Here is a 19730-nt window from a genome sequence, read left to right as displayed (position 1 = left end):
CAGCTTAGCCGGCGCTGAATCAACGACGGCGCAACGGCGGCGCACAGTGTAGTTCACCCGGACGGATGTGTGCCGGTCGGATCAGGTGCGGCAGCGAGGCGTGCACTGGTCAGGCGCAGCCGGTAGATCAGCGTCTCGGTAAATACCCTATAGAAGCGTAGCTGGCAGTCCCGCGAGACCCGGTTCATCAGCTCGGCGTTGAATTGAAGTGCCAGCACCGGTGTGCTGGCGACCACGCTGGCGGTGCGGCGAGTGGCGCCGAGAAAGCCCATCTCTCCGACGCAGTCGCCTCGATTCAGGCTCTGCAGCGTGCGATCGCCCTTGCGGACCTCGACACTGCCCAGTGCCAGGATGTAACAGCGATCATCGCTCTCACCTTCGCGGATCAGTGTGGATCCGGCGGCGCAGCTGATCATGCTGCTGGCGCTGAGGATTTCGTCGATATCAGCGTCACTGAAGCCATTGAAGAAATGCAGGCGGCGCAGCGAATCACGGGACTGCCGGCGCTCGTCGCAAAGGCCGTCCAGACGCAATTGGTCCAGCACCCGGGTCAGTGCAGCGGCAAGCGCTTCGCCCGATTCGAAGCGTTGCTCCGGTTGCTTCTGCAGCAGGCGGTCGACCACCTCGCACAAGGCCGGTGGTACGTCGGGACGGAGTGCACGCAGTGCCGGTGCGGGCTGATGACGGATCGCGCGGAACAGCAGCGGCAGGTCGGCGTGTGCAAACGGCGGATTACCGGTCAGCAGCTGAAACAGGACAGCGCCAAACGAATACAGGTCGCTGGCCGGTCCCATCGGTTCGCGGCAGATCTGTTCGGGCGACATGTACAGCGGAGAGCCGATCACCGTGCGCGCGCCAGTGGCGTCGTCGCCGTTCTGGATTTCGGCGATCGAAAAATCCATCAGCTTGGGGATGCCACGACGGTCCAGCATGATGTTGCCCGGCTTGACGTCACGATGCAGGACGCCGTGCGTGTGGGCGTAGTGGAGGGCCTCGGCGCAGTGCCGTGCGATCTCAACCACGCGCTCCAACGGCAGACGATCGCCGGTCGGCTGGCACCAGGGGACCAGGGTGTCGCCATCGATGAACTCCATGACGATGTAGCCGAGCGATTCCTCAACGCCGGCGTCGTACAGCGACACGATGTGGGGGTGTTGCAGCCGTCCGGCGGCGTAAGCCTCGGCGAAGAAATTGCGCTCATCGACCGGGCCATGGCGGGACCCGTCAGCGGGCAGTGCGAGCTTGATCGCGACTTCCCGGCGCACAAACGGATCGAATGCCTTGTAGACGACGCCGCAGGCGCCGCGACCCACTTCAGCAATGATGTCGTATTTGCCGATGCGTCTTGGCGGCGGCGATGACGTCGGTGCGGGCGGGTTGGAATCTGCGGCAGTGCTCATGTTCGTCCCGGAAGCGCGCGCGGCCTACTGCGCGCGTCCGTCGAGCATAGCCGCGACCACGGGCGGCGGACCAGTGGCCGCTCGCCGTGGCTATCAGATCATGCCGGTAGTGCTTCAGCCGTCACGCGCTTGCGATGAAATTCGGTGAACGCCTTCAGCATGCGGTCCGGGGCCTCGACATGCGGATAGTGGCCGATGCCTTCCAGTAGCACCACGTCCGGATTTGGAATCAGCTCGGTGTAACGCGTGGCCATTGCGGCGCCAGAGACCGGATCGCTGATGCCATCGATCAGGCGCATCGGCACCTGTGTTGCGGTCATCGCGCCGACCCAGCGATCGCGGAACTCGCGGCGCTGATCGAGATAGCGGATCAGGCGCGGCATCACGCGCTGACCGTTGTTGGTGGTGATCAGGGCAAAGTAGTCGTGCAGCTCGATCGGCGACGGCTGGGTATGCGGGCCGAACACACGTGAAAACGAGCGTCCAAAACGCCGTTCGCTGAATCCGCGCGCAACCAGTGGGCCGAGCGGACTACGCAGTAGGCGCTGGACCGGACGTGGACGGTGGACTTCAGGGAACAGGCCGCCGTTGAGGAATGTGATTGAGCGCAGGCGCCGTCCACTGCCGCCACGCCCCTCAAAGCGGGCCAGCAACTCCTGCGCGACGCTGACACCGTAGTCGTGCGCGATCAGATGCACGTCGTCAACGCAGTAGTTCTTCAGCAGGGACTCGCACAGGTCTGCCTGTTCGAGCAACGAATAACGGTGCCGGGCGGGTTTGTCGGAGTAGCCGAAGCCCAGCAGATCGGGTGCGAGCACATGATCGAACTGCGTACACAGCGTCGGCCATATCGCTTCGAAATCCCAGGACGCGGTGGGAAAGCCGTGAATCAGAAGCAGCGCGGTGGCGCCGTCGCCGTGGCGCTGATGAAAGATCGAATGGCCACCAAAATCGTAGCGCAGTCCGGTGTCGCGCCAGCGACTGAAGGTCACGCCGGTCGCAGCCCGTTGTCGAGCAGCGTCGCCGCTTCATCCAGTGCCGCGTCGGCTTCCGGGACCAGTCCCGCGAAGAGCGGCCAGACATGATGCATGCCGTGCCAGACGCTCATATGGGCTGGCGATCCGGCGGCATGCAATGAATCGAGCAGCCGCCGCGAATCGTCCAGCAGCACTTCGCAATCACTCACCTGGATCAGGACCGGTGGCAGGCCGTGCAGGTCTGCATTCAGCGGGGATGCCAGCGCTGTGGTTGCCGCAGCGCCGTCGAGGTAGGTGTTCGCGGCGTCGCGCAGGCGGTCCGGGTCCAGCATGTCGTCCTGGTTTGCCAAACCCTGCATCGACGCGCCACTGAGGCTGAGGTCGGTCCAGGGCGAAAACAGTACCAGCGCTGCGGGCAGGGGCAGTCCGCCATCGCGCACCTGCAGCGCACAGGCCAATGCCAGCCCGCCGCCGGCCGAATCTCCGGCAATCACCAGCGTGGCCGGATCGACCCCTTGCTCCAACAGCGCGCGATACGCTGCCAACGCGTCATCGGTTGCCGCGGGGAACGGGTGCTCCGGTGCCAGCCGGTAGTCGACCGAGGCCACGCGTGCCTGCCAGCGTTTTGCGATGCGCGTCGTCAACTGACGGTGCGTGGCCGGCGATCCCATGAGATAGGCGCCGCCGTGGAAATACAGCACCGTGCGCTTGGGGGTGACGCGACCGTTGCTGATCCACTCCGCGGCCACGCCGCGCAGGGTCGTCGGTTCGATGCTCGTACAGATGGGAGCCGGCAGTTGTGTCATGCCGACGATGCGTTCCAGGCGTTTGCGCCGCGCGGGAACGTCACCGCTGCCGCTGATGATCGGGCGCACCAGCCAGCGCACCGCACGGCGTGCGACGCGGCTGAGCAGGGAGGGCGATGCGGATTGATGTGAATTCATTGTGTTATGCATGCCTCAAGCATACCCAAAGCGGTCACGGCTGCCACGTTAGAATCGGACAATGCGAGCCATTCGAATTGCCGGTGTGTCCATGGTCCTGGGGACAGCCGCGCTCGTTCACGGTTGCGGCAGCAGTGCGTTGCCGCCGGGGGGCGAACCGCCTCCGGTGGATGCGGCGCTGTGCTCACCGCAGGCTGAGGCGCTGGAGTTTCACGGCGCCGTAACCCCGGCTGACGCCAAGACCTATCGAATGCTTCCGTTCGAGGTCACTGCCGGCACCGGTCGTATCGAGCTGTCGTATCAGTGGACCGAGTCCGGTGTGCTGCCGTCGACGCCGCTGACGGCGACGACGCTCGATCTGGGGCTGTGGGATCAGCACGGCTATCGCAGTGCCGAGGGCTTTCGCGGCTGGTCGGGCTCGCGTCAGGGGCGCATCGACAACGATCAGGTGCCGGTGTTCGTCGAGGCGGCGCAGGCTGAACGCGGCTATCTGCCAGGCGCCATTGAGCCGGGCGTCTGGAGCGCTGAGCTGGGCATTGCCGCGGTGGCGCCCGAAGGCGCCGAGTGGCGGGTCAAGGTCGAATGCAAAGCCGCGGCCGGGGTGACGCCCGCGAATGATCCGGTCGACGCCGGGCATGTCGCACGTATCGTTCCCGGCTGGTATCACGGCGATTTCCACATGCACGCCTACCACTCGAATCCGAATGCGCCGGACTGGGCCGGCTTCATCGAACAGGCGCGTGCGGCGCAACTGGATTTCCTGATGGTCACCGAATACGTCACCGGGGCGCACTGGCGCACCCTGGGCGCGGTACAGCGGGCGAATCCCGACCTGCTGATCTGGCCCGGGCGCGAGATCATCACCTATTTCGGTCATGCGACCACGCATGGTGAAACGCCGGGGGTGATCGATTACCGGCATGGCTTCGAGGACGTCACGCTCGGCGCCATCCAGCTTCGGGCCAAGGCGGCCGGCGCATTGTTCCAGATCAATCACCCGACCAGTTTTCCCGGGCCGGTATTCGCGAATTTCTGTCGCGGCTGTGAGTTCACGCTGGGCGATCAGATCGATTGGGATACGGTCGACACGATCGAGATCCTGAACGGCCCGGTAATGGCGACGGCGGCGGATCTGGGTGTGCCGGTTCCGGGGCTGCAGATCGAGAATCCGTTCATGAGCACCGCGTTGAATCTGTGGGATGAGCAACTGCGCCAGGGGCACCGGATTACCGGCGTATCGGGTTCGGATTCCAAGGGCGTCGAGCCGGATCAGGCTGAGCGCGAGCGCCGTGGTTATGGGTCCTCGGTGACCGCGGTCTACGCTGAGTCACTGTCGCGTGCGGCACTGACTGCGGCGATCCAGGCGGGTCACGCCTATGTGCGCACGCGCGGCGTGGCGCGCAGCCCGACGCTGGAATTCAGTGCGACCACGGCAGATGGCCAGAGCGGAATCTTCGGCGACACGCTGAAGGTGGCCGAAGATGTGCCGGTGGCACTGCACGTGCGCGTCGGCGGCGCGCAGGGGCAGAGCCTGCACTACCTGCGTGATGGTCGCGTGGTCGCGATTGTGCCGATCACCAGCGACGATTTCGAGGACCACCGCGAGGTGCTGCGGGAGCCCTCCAGCGAAGGTCCGCTGGGAACGATCTGGCGCATCGAGACGCGCGATCTGGCGTCGCGCACGACCTTGGGTAACCCCGTGTTCCTGCAGGCGCCATAATCCGGTCCTGACCTTCTCGTTTTGGAGTCCGCGTCCCGATGAATCGAAAACTGCTGATCGCCGCCGCTGTGTCGTCTGTGCTGAGTGGCTGCGCGGGCATGGACCAGGCCACCATGAATCAGATGGTGCAGATCGCGGGTCAGGCCTATGGCGGCTCGGCGTCGAATGCGCTGGCGGAATCCGAGATCGTTGCCGGTCTGCGCGAAGCGCTGGCGCAGGGCACGACCTCTGCGATCACGACGCTGGGACGCAGTAACGGCTTCTGGGGCAATCCGGCGGTGCGGATTCCATTGCCGGAGCAGCTGCGCAAGGTTGAGCAGGCGATGCGTGCCGCGGGCCTGGGCGGACAGATCGACGAATTTCAGCTGACGTTGAATCGAGCGGCTGAAAAGGCAGTTCCCGAGGTTGCCGACATCTTCGGCAACGCCGTGCGTGAAATGTCGGTAGCCGATGCGCGAGGCATTCTCGGCGGTGGACAGGACGCGGCGACGCAGTATTTCCGTCGTACGGCCGGGGACGCGATCCAGGCGCGGTTCGTGCCGATCGTGCAGTCGGCGACACAGAAGGTCGGCGTGACCCAGCAGTACAAGACCTTAATGAGCAGCTACGGTCCGCTGTTGCAGCTGGCCGGCGTCAAGGACACCGACCTGGACGCCTACGTCACCGGCAAGGCCGTCGATGGCCTGTTCTATTCGATTGCCGCCGAAGAGGCCCGCATCCGCCGCGATCCGCGCGCGCGCACCACCGAGCTGCTGCGCAAGGTGTTTGGCAGCCAAGGATAAGGGGTAGTCTGTCCAGGCTGCTTTCACGTCCATCTCGGGCTCCGCTATCTGAACCAGCGCAACGCGCCTGGAGTCGATGCGTGTTCGGTGTTCGACGCCATGCTGGGCTATTGCATCCCGCACTGGGGACTGCGCCTGATGGGCACAAACCTCATTGATGCACGCGATCCGGTTTCCAAAAGCGAGTTGGGCGATGGGCAGTACGACCGGATGCCGGCGCGCACGCTGGCGGTCGATGTGGATCTATGAGCCTGCGGTGCGAGTGCGGCGTCAGGGTGGCGCCGCGCTCGCGATAGAATGCGCACCTTAGTCATTCCTGCGGGTACCGCAGCGTCATGAGCGTCGCCGTCTATCGCGTGCAGCCGGTTGCCCCGCGCGAGCACCTGTTTGAAGTCCTCTGCACTGTGGCTGCGCCAAACCCGGCGGGGCAGGTGTTCCGGCTGCCGTCATGGATCCGTGGCAGCTATCTGGTGCGCGATTTCGCCAAGCATGTCGTCGACCTCACGGCGAGCTGCGGGGGGCAGCGTATCGCGCTCGAACGGCTGGACAAGCGCTCGCTGCGCTGCGCGCCCTGCGCCGGTCCGCTGCAACTGCGGTATCGCGTCTATGCCTTCGATGTCTCGGTACGCAAGGCCTACCTCGATCTGCGTCGCGGGTTCTTCAACGGCAGCTCGCTGTTCTATCGGCCCGAGGGGGGCGATGGTCCGTTCGAATTGGAGCTGTTGAGGCCGGACGACGCGGCGTGCGACGGCTGGCGCGTGGCCACCGCGATGAGGCCGCTGGCGGTCGACGCCGACGGCTTCGGACGCTATCGGGCCGAGGATTACGAAGAGCTGATCGACCATCCGGTCGAGATGGGTCGCTTTGAACGGCTGGAATTCGACGTCGACGGCATTCCGCATGCGCTGGTGCTGGCGGGGCGCTGCACACTGGATCGCCAGCGCGTGACCGAAGACCTGCAGCGCATCTGCGCGACCGAGCGCGCGATGTTCGGCGGCGAACCGTCGCTGCCGCAGTACCTGTTCCTGACCAACGTGGTGGGCAGCGGCTACGGCGGGCTGGAGCATCGCAGCTCCACCGCGCTGATCTGTTCGCGCGGCGATCTGCCGCAGCCGGGCGCAAGCCAGCCGAGTCAGGACTACATCGGCTTTCTCGGCCTGTGCAGTCATGAATATTTCCACCTGTGGAACGTCAAGCGCATCACCGCGCAGGCGTTCGCCGAATCGGATCTGGGCGCGGAGGCCTACACGCGCGATCTGTGGCATTACGAGGGCGTGACCTCGTACTACGACGATCTGCTGCTGCTGCGCGCCGGCATCATCGATGCGCCGCGCTACCTGGACCTGCTGTCGGTGCAGGCGACCCGCGTCGAGCGCACGCCCGGGGCGGCGGTGCAGTCGCTGGCCGACGCCAGCTTCGAGGCCTGGACCAAGCATTACCAGCCGGATGAGAACACGCCGAATCAGGCGGTCAGCTACTACAGCAAGGGCGCGCTGGCGGCGCTGTGCCTGGATCTGATCCTGCGGCTGAAATCGACGGTGACGCTGGACGACGTCATGCGTGCCGCCTGGCAGCGCTGGGGGCGTACGCAGACGCCGGTGCCCGAAGGCGGGCTTGAGCAACTGGCGCAATCGTTGTCGGGCCTTGACCTGCGCGCATTCTTTGATGGGCTGCTGCGTTCGACCGATCCTCTGCCACTGACCGATCTTCTGGCCGAATTCGGCGTGTCGGCACAGCGGCGCCCGGCGCAGGGTTCGGCCGACAACGGCGGCCGCGCCACGGCGCGCGCATTGCCATGCACGTTGGGAATCAAGCTGCGCGGTGGCTCGGCCACGGTTGCCACGGTGTACAGCGAAAGTGCCGCGGCAGCGGCAGCGATCCATGCCGGCGATCAAATTGTGGCGCTGGATGGTCAGCGCGTGACTCACGCCAACTGGGATGCCCTGCAGATGTCGCTGCAACCCGATCAGACGGTGAGCCTGCACCTGTTCCGCGATGATGAGCTGATGACAGTCGAGCTGAAGCCAAAGGCGGCGCCAGCCGATACCTGGACCTTGAGTCTGCAGCACGCCGACGGCGTGGTCGCTGATCGCCGTCGTGCCTGGCTTGGAGTCTGAACCATGATCGATACCCTGCTGCAGACTGCGCTGGCCTATCTGATCGGGACCGTCATGGGGGGGCAGATTGTTGGTGCGCTGCGCGGAGGCATCGATCTGCGCAAGCTCGGCAGCGGCAATCTCGGGGCGACCAATGCCCTGCGCACCCAGGGGGCGGGCTTCGCGTTGGCGGTGCTGGCGATCGATGTGCTCAAGGGCGTGTGCGCAACCTGGCTGGTGCCGCAGGCGCCGACTCTGGGAACGCCGTTGCTCAGTCCCGATGAGCAGGCCTATGTTTGTGGCGTCGCCGTTGCGGTTGGGCATTGCTATCCAGTCACCGCCGGTTTTCGCGGCGGCAAGGGCGTAGCCACCCTGGCCGGCGTATTCGGGGTTTTGCTGACCGCGTCACTGCCGTGGCTGCTCGGGAGTTTCGTCGCCGTGGTCGTACTCAGCGGCTATGTCAGCCTCGCCACAATCATGTCGACCCTGGTCGCGGTGCTGTACGTGACCTGTTTCAGCGTTTCCGGCCTGTTTTCGGCGGCGGGTGCGTTTACTGTGGCGATGGCGCTGCTGGTGATCTGGAAACACCGTGAGAATGTACGGCGGCTGCTCGCGGGTAATGAGCACCGCTTCGAAAAAGCGATGGTGTGGCGGCGATGGCACAAGCCCTAAGCGAAACCGAGCTGTTGGCGCTGGTCGACCGACTGGCGGACGGGCAGTGGCATTCGGGTGAGGATCTGGCCGCAGCTTCAGGTATTAGCCGTGCGGCCCTCGCCAAGCGCGTTGCCAAGCTGGCGGAGTGGCAGCTTGCGGTGGAGGCGCGCCAGGGTCTCGGGTACCGGTTGCCGCAGCCGATCGAACGTCTGGATCCGGCGAGGTTGCAGGCGGCAGTGCCGCAGCTGCGCGTGCAGGTGCTGCCGGTGACTGATTCGACCAGCACACAGGTCATGGCTGCGTCCGCCGAATCGGACCCGCAGGCGGTGTTGGCCGAGGTGCAGACTGCGGGACGCGGTCGCCGCGGTCGTCAGTGGGTGTCGCCGTTCGGGGCCCAGTTGGCGCTGTCGCTGGCCTGGTCGTTCGACGCGATGCCGCCGCAGCTGGGGGCGCTGCCGCTCGCTGTCGGCGTCATCTGCGCCAATGCGCTGCGGCAGGCCGGGCTGGACACGGTTGGTCTGAAGTGGCCCAACGACATTCTGGTCGACGGCCGCAAGCTCGGCGGGATTCTGCTGGAGCACCGCGGCGAGGCCGGGGGGGGCTGCCGCATCGTCGCCGGCATCGGCATCAATCTGGATTTGCCCGCGGGTCCAGATGCGCAGATTGGCCAGCCCTTCATCAATCTTGATGCTGCGCTCGCGGCCATTGGGCGACCGCGCTGTGGGCGCAATGCGCTGGCGATCGCCCTGCTGCGGGAACTTCATGCGCTGTTCGAGGGTTATGGTCGCAGCGGTTTTGCGCCGCTGGCAGCGCGCTGGAGCGAGCTGGACGTGACCCGCGACCGGATCGTGCACATCTTCCGGGGCGGGCAGGGTTCCGATGCAAGTCTTGAGGGGTACGCCCGCGGTGTCGATGCGGATGGCGCGCTGATCGTCGAATCTGACGGACAGCGTCATGTGCTGCATTCCGGCGAAGTCAGTCTGAGGCTGTAGGCAATGAAACTGCTGCTTGATATCGGCAACTCACGTTTGAAATGGGCTCTGGCTGATCCGTCCGGCCTGATTCACAGTGGAGCGTTGGTACACGACGGCAACCCGGCCGCGGTGCTGGCTGCACTGGCGATCGAGACACCCCCTAGCCAGATCTGGGTCGCCCACGTCACCGGCCCCGAACTCGAAGCCGCACTCAGCAGTGCGCTGCAGCGGCGCTTCGGCTGCAGTCCGCAGTTCGCCCGCAGCGCCCCGATGTGGCGGGGTCTGCGCAACGCGTACGCGGAGCCGCACCGTCTCGGAATCGATCGCTGGCTGGCGATGATCGCGGCCTGGGCCGAGTCGCCGTCAGCGGTGTGTATCGCGGATGCGGGGACGGCGCTGACGATCGACTGCGTCGATACGCAGGGGCAGCATCTGGGAGGCGTGATCTGTGCCGGATTGCTGACCCAGCAGCGCGCGACCCTTGGTCATACACGGTTCGAGACGCGTCAGCTCGGGGCCGATTACCACGCCCGACTCGGGCGCGATACCGAGGCCTGTGTGCGCGAAGGCGCGATGCTGGCCTGTCTGGGGGCGATCGATCGCGGCGGTGCCGTGCTGGGTGTGCAGGCGCGGTGCCTGATCACCGGCGGCGACGCCCAGATTCTGCGGCCGCATCTGCAGCAATCCTGGAGTCATCGCCCCAATCTGGTGCTCGAAGGTTTGCTGGCGCTGTCCCTCGGCGACTGAGGCGCGGCGCTTCATCGGCCCAATGGGCCCGCTTGACGGTCGGGCATCATCTGACAGACTCAGGGAGGTCATTCTCTGATTCGAAATGCATGCTCCCCGCTGCTGTTGCGGGCATGGATGGTCAGCATGCGAATTGACCGAGGGTAACGCCAGTTTTCAGATGGTCAGGCACAGGCATAACGGGACCGGCTCCAAAGCCCAGGCGGGCGCAACGGCGATCGAGTTTGCGTTCGTCTTTCCCGTGCTGTTTTTGCTGTTCTACGGCATTCTGACCTATGGCGTGGTGTTCCTGATGCGCTTGGGCTTACAGCATTCTGCCGAGGAGGGCGCGCGCGCCGCGCTGCACCATCCACTGGGAACCTGTGCCGCCAGTCTTGGGCATCCCTGCGATGCAGATGAGCAGGCCCAGTTTCAGCTCAGTTCCCGGCTCGGCGCGGGCTATGCCGTGTCGGCCCAGCGGGCGCAATGGATGGACTATCGCGCGGCGCCCACCATTGTCTTGAGAGTCTGCCCGGTTGGCCAAGATTGCGCAGTCAGTTCATCCGTCGTGAGCTGCGGTTCGGCCGACTGTGTCATCGGGGCCGGCGCCGCGCCGGTATGCGGAAGTGACTTTGCGACCAGTTGCCAGGTTGTTGTCACCGTGACCTACGACTATGAAAACGCGCCGTTTCTGCCGACCGTTCCGGGCCTGGGCTTGCTGACGCCCAAGGCTTTGATGGGGCAGGCGCGATTGCTGCTCGACGGTCGGGCGCTGCGCTCATGAATCCTCAGATCAAATTGAATCGCGGGCGTCGTCAGGCCGGGGCGGCGGTCATCGAATTTGCTTTCGTGCTGCCCATTTTCGTGCTGATTCTGTACGGCATGGTGACTTTCGGCTCCGTGTTGTACACGCAGATGGCGCTTTCGCGCGCTGCTTCAGACGGCGCGCGCGCGCTTGGGCTGGCCAGCGGTTCAACGACCAGCTACGCAAGCATTACCGAATCAGTCAAGGACTCGATCAAGCTGGAAGTGGTCAATTCGCTGTCGTCGTCGATCATTGCGCCCGCCGGCATTGGTGATTACGCGGCGCGTCGCACCTGGCTGGAACAGACGGTGCTTCCAACGGTGGTCGTCGACAATGGCAGCTGCGGCGGGGGGGAGGCTTCGGCCGGTCTGCTGCGGGTTCGGGTTTCGTATCCGTACAGCAGCGCGCGGATCTTGCCGTCCATCACGCTGCCGATCGTGGGTGGTTTTGACAGCTGGATGCCGCAGACGCTCAGCGGCTGTGCGATCGTGCAGCTATGAGGTCGATCCGCAACACATCCCGTTCCTACGCCAGGCTGGCGTCGGCGCACCGCCAGGGCGGCGCGATCATCGCCTTTGCCGCGATCGCGTTGAGTCTGGTCGTGATCATGCTGTCGATCACCGATATCGGCTTCCTGTACTACTACAAGCGCGAGTACCAGAAGGCTGCCGATCTGGCCGCCATGGCGGGTGCGCGCAAACTGGTATCCCCAGTGACCGGCCTGCGGTCTTGCGTGGACAACGCAACTCCAGCGGCGGCAGACAACGCAGCGCGGAATCTCGGCACCAAACCGTATGCCCTGCAAGTGGAGTGCGGCAAATGGATGCCGACGGCTGCGACTGTCGCGGGTCGACTCGACACGAGTGTCATCGATGACGAGCTCAATGCCGTGCGCGCCACCATCTCCGGCGTGCCGCCGCGCTTCCTGCCATTCAGTGCCACGCCAACGCTATCGGCGTCCGCGGTGGCATTGTCCAGTCAGGCTATGGCGCAGCTGACGATTCGCAGCACCCTGATCAATGTCGATACAAGCCAGTCTGCGGCGCTCAACGCGTTGTTTGGTGGGCTGCTGGGCGGAAACGTTTCGCTTTCAGCGGTGGGATGGAACGGTTTGGTCGCAACCGACATCCATCTGCTCGGATATCTGGACCAGCTCGCCATCGATTTGGGCCTGGAGGTCGGGCAGTACGACCAACTCCTGCAGACCGACGTCGAGGTCGGCGATCTGATCGGGGTCGCCATCGACCTGCTCGAGCGCGGCGAGGCCACGGGCGACATCAGTGCCGCCATTGGTGGGCTTGAGGCCTTGCAGCTGTCGATTCCGCCGGCCACGCCGCTGGTGGCGTTGGGCGACATCGTGTCGGTCGGAACCGGGACGCAGTCCGCCGGACTGGATGCCGGCATTCAGCTGTTCCAGCTGGTGCAGGCCATCGTCCAGGCGGCCAACTCCAAGAATGCGCTGGCCGCGACGCTGGACCTCGGTATCGCCAGCGTGCAGGTCAAGGTGATCGAGCCGCCGCAGATTTCCGCGGTGGGCGATCCGGAGCTGGCCAGCGCCGACCCGGATGGTCCCGGTCGGATCTACGTGAATACGGCGCAGTTGCGTACGCTGATTTCAGTGAATCTTCCGGCCCTGGCGGGTGTCACCGGTCTCCTCAACTCCGTGCTCGGCTTGGCCGCGCCGGTGACGTCGCTGCTGAACAATGTGCTGTCCTTGAATCTGGTTGCCGCGATTGGCGATCTGGTGGGGGCGCTGCTGGGCATCCCGCAGGATGTGACGGATATCCAGCTGGTGCCGGGCAACCCACGCATCGATGTGAGTCTGGATCTGGCTGGTGGCGAGGCGAAAGTCACCGACTACAACTGCGAAGACGGACAGAAGGCGCTCGATACGAATATCGAGACGTCGATCGCCAATCTCCGGATTGGCCAGATGCAGACCGATCCCAATCAGCCGGGGTATGTGTTCGGATCGGACGCGCCGCCAACGGTCGGGCCGGTGCCGTTGGTGGACGTCGGCGTGAAGACCTGCACGTCCTTCTTGCTGTTTCCGGTGTCCTGCGAGGCACGCCGGCCGTTCGAAGGAGGCGGTCTTGGCATCATGGCCCAGACGACTGTGGCCGGAACCCCGTACACCCACACCTACGTCGATCCGCCGGACCTCGGACAGCCGCCGCTGTATGCATCGTTCGATACGCAGAACATCGTCGCCAGCCTGGCCAACACGCTGGCCGGGATCGAACTGACGATGTACGGCCCGGCCGCGGGTGGTGGTCTGGGCGGCGTGCTCAATCTCGTCAGCGCGCTGTATGACACCGTGCGCGCGATTCTGGAGCCAGTGATCACCGGCCTGCTGTCGCCGCTGCTGGATCCCCTGCTGAATACCTTGCTCGATACCCTGGGCATCGATCTGAACAAGGTTGAAGTCGGCGGCAATCTGAGCTGCGATGGCGGTGGCGCCACGCTTGTGGACTGATTCCGCGGGCGTTGACGCCAGCCCGCTGCCTGTCGCGCGACGCGCGCAGCCCTAGACTATGCGGCCCATCGCCACGGGTTGCCGTCGTTCGTGTCTGTCCCCATTGGATTGAATCTGCCGGTTCTGGATGCGGTCGGGCCGCTGCGTGCGGCGCTGTCCGAGGCGGGACGCGCGGTGCTGGCGGCGCCCCCGGGTTCCGGAAAGACCACCGTGATTCCGTTGGCGCTACTGGACGAAGCGTGGTTGCAGGGCCGCAAGATCGTGATGCTGGAGCCGCGGCGGGTCGCGGCGCGCGCGGCGGCGCGGCGCATGGCCAGCCTGCTGGGCGAGGCGGTCGGACAGCGGGTCGGCTATCAGGTGCGCTTCGAGCGCAAGACCAGTGCGCAAACACGGATCGAGGTCGTGACCGAGGGTTTGCTGGCGCGCCGCCTGCAGGCCGATCCGGAGCTGCCGGATACCGGGCTGCTGATCTTCGACGAGTTTCACGAGCGCTCGCTGGATGCTGATCTGGCACTGGCGCTGGCGCTGGACGCACGCGAGACGCTGCGGCCGGATCTGCGCGTGCTGGTGATGTCGGCCACACTCGACACGCAGCGTGTGGTGCGGTTGCTGGATGACGCGCCGTTGATTGAAAGCGGCGGAAAGATGTATCCGGTGGACCTGCGCTACCAACCCTTGCGCGGTGAGACCGAGCACGGCGCTGCGGTGGCACAGGGCGTCGCAACGGCATTGCAGGACACCGAGGGCGACGTGCTGGCGTTTCTGCCCGGGGTGCGCGAGATCCGCAGCGCGCAGCGCGCGCTTGAGGCCAGGCTGACCGATGCTGTGGCGGTGTGTCCGCTGTACGGCGATCTGTCGCCGCAGGACCAGGATGCGGCGCTGCTGCCGGATCCGGGTGGCCGGCGCAAGGTCATCCTGGCCACCAATCTGGCGCAGACCAGCCTCACCGTGGAGAGCGTGCGGACGATCGTTGATGGCGGTCTGGTGCGGGTTGCTCGCTTCGACTTCGGTGCCGGAGCGGATCGGCTCGAGACCCAGCGCGTGTCGCGCGCGTCAGCCGATCAGCGTGCGGGCCGTGCCGGGCGTCTCGGGCCCGGCGTGTGCTATCGCCTGTGGAGTGCCGAACAGCAAGGTGGGCTGGCCGCGCACGACACGCCGGAGATTCTGGCGGTCGATTTGACCCGCTTTGCGCTGGAGCTGGCGGCGTGGGGGGTCGAGGGTCCTGAGTCCTTGCGTCTGCTGGACCTGCCGCCGCCGACGGCGTGGCGCTATGCCCGGAGTCTGCTCGGCGATCTGGGGGCGATCGATTCCGCCGGACGTATTACCGCGCATGGGCGCGAGCTGGCGCGGCTGCCCACCGCGCCGCGCCGTGGCCACATGCTGCTGTCAGCGAAGGCACAGGGCCTTGCGGGCGTGGCGATCTGGGTCGCCGCGGTGCTGGATGAGCGCGATGGCGGCTCGGCAGATCTGGCATTGGCGGTCCAGGCGGCCGTGGCCGGGCGCACCGACCCTGCGATGCAGCGGCGGGTGCGTGACAGCGTGACGCAGCTGGCGCGGCTGATCGGCGTCGAGCCGGCGCGCAGTGTGTCGATCGAGGAGATTGCCCGGGTGGTGGCCTGGGGCTATCCCGAGCGGATTGCGCGACGCCGTCCCGGCATCCGCGGTGTGCGCGAGGTGGCCTATCTGTGCGCGGATGGTGGCGAGGCCCGTATCGGCGAGGGCGATCCGCTGGCGCATTCCGAATGGCTCGCGATCGCCCACTGGAGTGTGCAGACCGGTGCGGGGCAGGGCAGCGCACGGCGCATCCGCCAGGCCGTCGTGTTCGATGAGGGCGCATTGCGCGCGGATCATGCCGAGGCCATTCGCAATGAGGATCGCGTGCTCTGGGATGCGCAGACCGAAGTGGTCATTGCCGAGCGGCAGCAACGACTCGGTTCCCTCGTCCTGTCGAGCCGGCCGCTGCCGGCGGGCGCCGGAGACGCCGTCAGCCGCGCGATGCTGGACGGCGTCCGTCAGCTGGGGCTGGGGTGCCTGCCGTGGACCGACGAAACCCGGCAATGGCAGGCGCGGGTGGAGTCGCTGCGTGTCTGGCGCCCGGACGAAGCGTGGCCGGCGGTCGACGACGCGTCCCTGTTGGCAACGCTTGAGGACTGGCTGCTGCCGCATCTGTCAGGTATTGGCCGCCGTGCGCATCTGAGCCGGCTCGATCTCGGCATGGTGCTGGTGGCGCAACTCGACTATCCGCAGCAGCAGGCGCTGCAGCGGCTGGCGCCGACGCACCTGACCGTGCCGACCGGCTCGCGACTGCGGCTGGAGTATCGGCCGCCAGAGGCGCCGGCACTGGAGGTCAAGCTGCAGGAGATGTTCGGCTGCGCGCAGACGCCGACGGTCAACGAGGGCCGCATACCGGTCGTATTGCACCTGCTGTCGCCGGCGCGACGACCGGTTGCGGTGACGCAGGATCTGGCGGGTTTCTGGGCGCGCGGCTATGCCGATGTGCGCAAGGATCTGCGCGGGCGCTACCCGAAGCATCCGTGGCCGGACGATCCCCTGTCCGCCGCGCCGACCCGGCGCGCCAAGCCGCGGGTGTGAAGCGACAGGAGACTCAGGGGGCGGGGCGGGTTGACGCCCAATCTAGCCATAGGCGGCCGTCGTCGTAGACCTTGCCGCTGGCTTCGAGGCCGGTGTCGTCGCGCTCAATCTGTCGCAGCGCCGCCGGCGCCGGCTGCAGCAGCGGCGTGCGTCCGAGGCGATAGCTCTGTTCGCGTACCAGCACCATGTAGGCCTTGTTCAGTGCCAGCGCGCGTGCGCGCGACGGCACGATCAGACTGCGGATGTCGTCGGGGCCGCCGGGGGCGGCGCGCCGCACCAGCGTTTCGTCCAGCGTTCCATCAGGGAAAAACCGCTGCAGCATCTCGTCGTTGGCGCGGAACTCGTCACCGGCCCCGGCGCGCTGGAGGAACTGCAGGATTTCGGGGGTCTTGCTGCCGGCCTGCGGCACGTCCTGCATGCCGGCGAGCGTCTGCAGGCCCCAGCCGGCGGCGCCGGGCAGCTTGCGTGGCAGGCTGAAGGTCTGATCGACGGTGACGCCGATGCCGGTGTGGCAACCCATGCAGTACAGCTGTTCCTCGCGCGTCTGCAGGCGCAGGCGACCCTGCGCGTCCTCGATATAGCCGAACAGGCGCCAGGCGTAGTCGTTGGTCTGTCCTGTGAGTGCGGTCCCGGCATAGCGCGGAATGGCGCCGATCTGCTGGGTCACGGCGTCCGCGTCGACACGGCGTTGCAACGCGGCATCGTCGAGGTGTGCGCGCTTGACGGCGTAGCGCAGTTCCTTGAAGCGCCGTGAAAGAAGATCCGGCGCATCCGGGTCGATATAGCGCACGCCGTGCAGGAACTCGGTGCCAACCGGATAGTCGTAGCGGCGCACGGGCGCGTCCGCCGCGGCGCCGGCGTAGTGCGAGGGCAGTCCGCGGATCATCAAGGCGGTTCCGAGCGTGCCGTCACCATCCAGATCGAGGCCCGCGACGGTTTCGTCCAAGGGTTCAGTGGGCAGGGTGAGCTCGGCGTCGGCAACGGAATCGGCGATCGCGATTGCCGCTTCGAGCAGGGCCAGGTTGATGCGGTAGATCATCCGCGAGGGCTGATGGCCGGCCTCCTGGCGAAAGCGCTCGGGCAGGCGCACCAGCACGTCGTCGGTGGCGCCGTTGGTGGGCCAGAACGCGGCCGGTACGGGCTTGTAGCGGAAGGCGCGCCAGCCGGAGCCGTCGCGGGCAAAGCCGTCGTCGAAGCCCTGTGTGTAGTCCAGATCGGGGCGCCACGCCAGCTTCTGCGGCACGTCGCGCAGGGCGGTGCGCAGCGCGGCCACGTTGTCCTGGCGGATATACGCGAGGATTTCATCGTCGCCGATCGCGTCGATCCCGGCTCGCCGATCGACGAACAGGTTGTCCCAGGGGTTATGGCGTGCGCGCGTTGTGAAGCGGTAATGCCGCTGCCGGTCCAGATCGTCGGTGCGGTTGCGGCCGTTGGCGCCGGTGTGACAGACCCAGCAGGGATTGTGCCCCTCGGCGGGATCCGTATAGCACTGTGCCGGAATGCCGGCCTCGACATTGCCGATCCGGGTTTCGGCGCGGGCGGCCGCCAGTGGATCGTAGAGCGCCGCCGAGCGCGGCGGATCTGACGCCGGTGTCGGGTTGCTTTCGGGCTGCGGTGCCTGCTCGGTCCAGACCAGCACTGCGACCGCGGCAGCTACGGCCAGCAGTGCCAGTCGCCAGCGCTGGCTCACGGACGCGGCGGCAACTCGGGCATCTGGCGCGTGAACACGTCGGCGCCGAAGGTCGTGGCCGCGTCATCGTCGGCGAAGCCCAGATAAGACAGGCCGAAGAAATCCTGAACGCTGTGCAGGAAGGAGTAGTGGTTGTACTCGACCTGCGACACCGTGCCCGGTTCGATGAACGGCGACAGCAGCACAGCACCAACGCGTCCGCCGCCCAGGCCGGTAATGCCCGGCAGTGGCGTGTTCAGGGTCGGTCCGCCGCTGCAGCAGGCGCTGGCGTCGGTGGTGAAGTTTTCCGCCTCGTCGAAAGTCACGACCAGAAGGCCATCCTTCTTGAACGCCGGCGACGCCAGGATTTGCGGAACCCAGGTCTCGAGGAACTCGTTGGACGACACCAGGCCGCCGGCTTCGCCGTTGACGCAGGGTGAGTCGTGGCCGTCGTGGCAGAGACTCGGCGTAATGAACGAGAAATTGGGCGTGGTGGCAATCTGCTTGAGGTCGTCGCGCAGGACTTCGAGGTTGACCACACGCTCATCGCAGTAGGCTTGGTCGTCGATCACCGAATGGAAATACATGAACGGGTTGTGACGCGTCGCGTAGTGGTCCGTTTCTGCTGCGGCCTGGGTGCCATCCACGCTATTCACGGAGGGATGTGCGCAGGTCGCGGCCTCGCGAGCCGGATCGTTGCCCATGTCCTCCATGTAACCCTTCCAGCTCAGGTTTCCGCGTTCGCGGAACTGGTCCGGCAGGCTGGGAACCGAAGCCGGATACACGCAGCCCTGACCGATGGCCTGGGTCGGGTGCAGTGTCCCGGGCGCAGCGCCGACGAAGTCCTGGAACAGGATGCAGTCGGCCTGGGTTGCGATATTGGGGCCCTGGCCGCTGATCATCGCGATGTAGTTGCCCAGGCTGTTGTGGGCCACGCCGTAGTAGTTTTCCAGCATCGCGCCCTGGGCCGGCAGCGTCTGCGCCAGATAGGGGGCCAGCGAGTCCGGGCCGAACGAGTCCACGAAATCCTTGTTCTCCAGCACGATCACGAAGACATGCCCGATCTTGGCGGCCTGGGAGGTGTTGCCGCCGTTCGATGCGGGATCACTGCCGCCGCAAGCAGCCAGCAGCAAAGTGCCTAGCAGTGCCGTCAGCAGTGTTCGAGTTGCCTGGATCTTTAAGCTCATGGAATTCGACGGCTGGAGTAGGTGGAAACAACGAAACAGTATTGTGCGTGGGTGTGACAGGCGGATGAAAGTGCGAAAGTCGTGAAATTGGGGGTGATTACTCCTTGACGCGGCCGGCATCAGTCACGAGAATACGCGGCTCCTTGCGGGCCCCTGGGTCTCAAGAGGTGTCGGCGGAGGGGTACTCAAGCGGCCAACGAGGGCAGACTGTAAATCTGCTGACTTATGTCTACGTAGGTTCGAATCCTACCCCCTCCACCAAGCGACAAATGCGGTAGAGAGTGCGGGATTGCACGCTTCGGCGGTGCGAATCCGCCCGCTCAAGTTGTAGATGTGTGGATTCGGGCGGTGCCGGATGGCGCAGTTCGAAGAGCGTGTGAAGCGGGTGTAGCTCAATGGTAGAGCAGAAGCCTTCCAAGCTTACGACGAGGGTTCGATTCCCTTCACCCGCTCCAGAAGCTTATTGATGTAAGCGGCAAGCGTAACGCCCACCTAGCTCAGTCGGTAGAGCACACCCTTGGTAAGGGTGAGGTCGCTGGTTCGATTCCAGTGGTGGGCACCAAATTCGGTAGCCACGTGATCCTAGAAGATCGGAGCCTGAGATAATGTCCAAGGAAAAATTTGCACGTACGAAGCCGCACGTTAACGTGGGGACGATTGGTCACGTGGACCATGGCAAGACGACGACGACGGCGGCGCTGACGAAGGTATCGTCGGACAAGTTTGGC

At 65.6% G+C, this 19730-nt stretch carries 17 protein-coding genes and 3 tRNA genes; 15 read left to right on the top strand and 5 right to left on the bottom strand.

Annotation, left to right across the window (positions count from 1 at the left end; genetic code table 11):
• Window positions 1-53 precede the first annotated feature (53 nt).
• The 3 genes from E4T66_RS05700 to E4T66_RS05690 all read right to left on the bottom strand — a co-directional run bounded on the left by E4T66_RS05700 (window position 54) and on the right by E4T66_RS05690 (window position 3321).
• Window positions 54-1400 carry a serine/threonine-protein kinase gene (locus E4T66_RS05700; RefSeq protein WP_136847930.1) on the bottom strand — a complete coding sequence of 449 codons (1347 nt, stop codon included), beginning with the start codon at window positions 1398-1400 and terminating at the stop codon, window positions 54-56.
• 98 nt (window positions 1401-1498) lie between these two features.
• Entirely contained in the window at window positions 1499-2392 is an 894-nt protein-coding gene (locus E4T66_RS05695) for an alpha/beta fold hydrolase (protein ID WP_136847929.1), read from the bottom strand.
• Complete coding sequence (locus E4T66_RS05690) at window positions 2389-3321, bottom strand: alpha/beta hydrolase (protein WP_136847928.1); 933 nt, start codon at window positions 3319-3321, stop codon at window positions 2389-2391. Before E4T66_RS05690 ends, E4T66_RS05695 begins: the two co-directional genes overlap by 4 nt.
• Window positions 3322-3382: 61 nt before the next feature.
• Between E4T66_RS05690 and E4T66_RS05685 the strand changes: the two genes are divergently transcribed.
• From E4T66_RS05685 to hrpB, 11 genes are all read left to right on the top strand, one after another.
• The gene (locus tag E4T66_RS05685) at window positions 3383-5041 is read left to right on the top strand and encodes a CehA/McbA family metallohydrolase (RefSeq protein ID WP_136847927.1); all 1659 of its coding nucleotides are present in this window, start codon (window positions 3383-3385) and stop codon (window positions 5039-5041) included.
• Between the two features lie 38 nt (window positions 5042-5079).
• A complete protein-coding gene (locus E4T66_RS05680) occupies window positions 5080-5823 on the top strand; it encodes a DUF4197 domain-containing protein (RefSeq protein WP_136847926.1) in 744 nt (247 codons plus the stop codon).
• A gap of 87 nt (window positions 5824-5910) precedes the next feature.
• On the top strand, window positions 5911-6072 hold the full coding sequence (locus E4T66_RS21305; protein WP_169577494.1) for a hypothetical protein: 162 nt from the start codon (window positions 5911-5913) through the stop codon (window positions 6070-6072).
• An 86-nt stretch (window positions 6073-6158) separates the two neighbouring features.
• Window positions 6159-7940, top strand: coding sequence for a M61 family metallopeptidase (locus E4T66_RS05675; RefSeq protein ID WP_136847925.1), 1782 nt, complete (start codon window positions 6159-6161; stop codon window positions 7938-7940).
• A 3-nt stretch (window positions 7941-7943) separates the two neighbouring features.
• Window positions 7944-8591, top strand: coding sequence for a glycerol-3-phosphate 1-O-acyltransferase PlsY (plsY, locus tag E4T66_RS05670; RefSeq protein ID WP_136847924.1), 648 nt, complete (start codon window positions 7944-7946; stop codon window positions 8589-8591).
• A complete protein-coding gene (locus E4T66_RS05665; RefSeq protein ID WP_136847923.1) occupies window positions 8576-9565 on the top strand; it encodes a biotin--[acetyl-CoA-carboxylase] ligase in 990 nt (329 codons plus the stop codon). The genes plsY and E4T66_RS05665 overlap by 16 nt, the downstream gene beginning before the upstream one ends.
• Window positions 9566-9568: 3 nt before the next feature.
• Entirely contained in the window at window positions 9569-10294 is a 726-nt protein-coding gene (locus E4T66_RS05660) for a type III pantothenate kinase (protein ID WP_136847922.1), read from the top strand.
• A gap of 160 nt (window positions 10295-10454) precedes the next feature.
• Window positions 10455-11057, top strand: coding sequence for a TadE/TadG family type IV pilus assembly protein (locus E4T66_RS05655; protein ID WP_169577493.1), 603 nt, complete (start codon window positions 10455-10457; stop codon window positions 11055-11057).
• Window positions 11054-11578 carry a TadE/TadG family type IV pilus assembly protein gene (locus E4T66_RS05650; protein ID WP_136847920.1) on the top strand — a complete coding sequence of 175 codons (525 nt, stop codon included), beginning with the start codon at window positions 11054-11056 and terminating at the stop codon, window positions 11576-11578. The genes E4T66_RS05655 and E4T66_RS05650 overlap by 4 nt, the downstream gene beginning before the upstream one ends.
• Window positions 11575-13554: a TadG family pilus assembly protein gene (locus E4T66_RS05645; protein ID WP_136847919.1), complete on the top strand. Its 1980-nt coding sequence runs from the start codon at window positions 11575-11577 to the stop codon at window positions 13552-13554. Before E4T66_RS05650 ends, E4T66_RS05645 begins: the two co-directional genes overlap by 4 nt.
• Window positions 13555-13644: 90 nt before the next feature.
• The gene (gene hrpB, locus E4T66_RS05640) at window positions 13645-16146 is read left to right on the top strand and encodes an ATP-dependent helicase HrpB (protein ID WP_248679454.1); all 2502 of its coding nucleotides are present in this window, start codon (window positions 13645-13647) and stop codon (window positions 16144-16146) included.
• Between the two features lie 13 nt (window positions 16147-16159).
• On the opposite strand, the gene E4T66_RS05635 is transcribed toward hrpB, so the two are convergent.
• Together E4T66_RS05635 and E4T66_RS05630 are read right to left on the bottom strand one after the other, a co-directional pair.
• Window positions 16160-17836, bottom strand: coding sequence for a hypothetical protein (locus E4T66_RS05635; RefSeq protein ID WP_136847918.1), 1677 nt, complete (start codon window positions 17834-17836; stop codon window positions 16160-16162).
• Window positions 17833-19002, bottom strand: a complete 1170-nt coding sequence (locus tag E4T66_RS05630; RefSeq protein ID WP_136847917.1) for an alkaline phosphatase family protein — start codon at window positions 19000-19002, stop codon at window positions 17833-17835. The genes E4T66_RS05635 and E4T66_RS05630 overlap by 4 nt, the downstream gene beginning before the upstream one ends.
• A gap of 175 nt (window positions 19003-19177) precedes the next feature.
• Between E4T66_RS05630 and E4T66_RS05625 the strand changes: the two genes are divergently transcribed.
• From E4T66_RS05625 to E4T66_RS05610, 4 genes are all read left to right on the top strand, one after another.
• A tRNA-Tyr gene (locus E4T66_RS05625) sits at window positions 19178-19263 on the top strand.
• A 120-nt stretch (window positions 19264-19383) separates the two neighbouring features.
• Window positions 19384-19457, top strand: a tRNA-Gly gene (locus E4T66_RS05620).
• Window positions 19458-19488: 31 nt separating this feature from the next.
• Window positions 19489-19564 (top strand) — tRNA-Thr (locus E4T66_RS05615).
• 43 nt (window positions 19565-19607) lie between these two features.
• A partial coding sequence (locus tag E4T66_RS05610; protein WP_248679475.1) for a GTP-binding protein occupies window positions 19608-19730 on the top strand: 123 nt, incomplete at its 3' end.

The sequence above is a fragment of the Sinimarinibacterium arenosum genome (assembly GCF_005047655.1).
Lineage (GTDB): Bacteria > Pseudomonadota > Gammaproteobacteria > Nevskiales > Nevskiaceae > Solimonas.
Note: the sequence above shows the minus strand (reverse complement) of the source record. Positions and strands in the feature narration are given on the sequence as shown.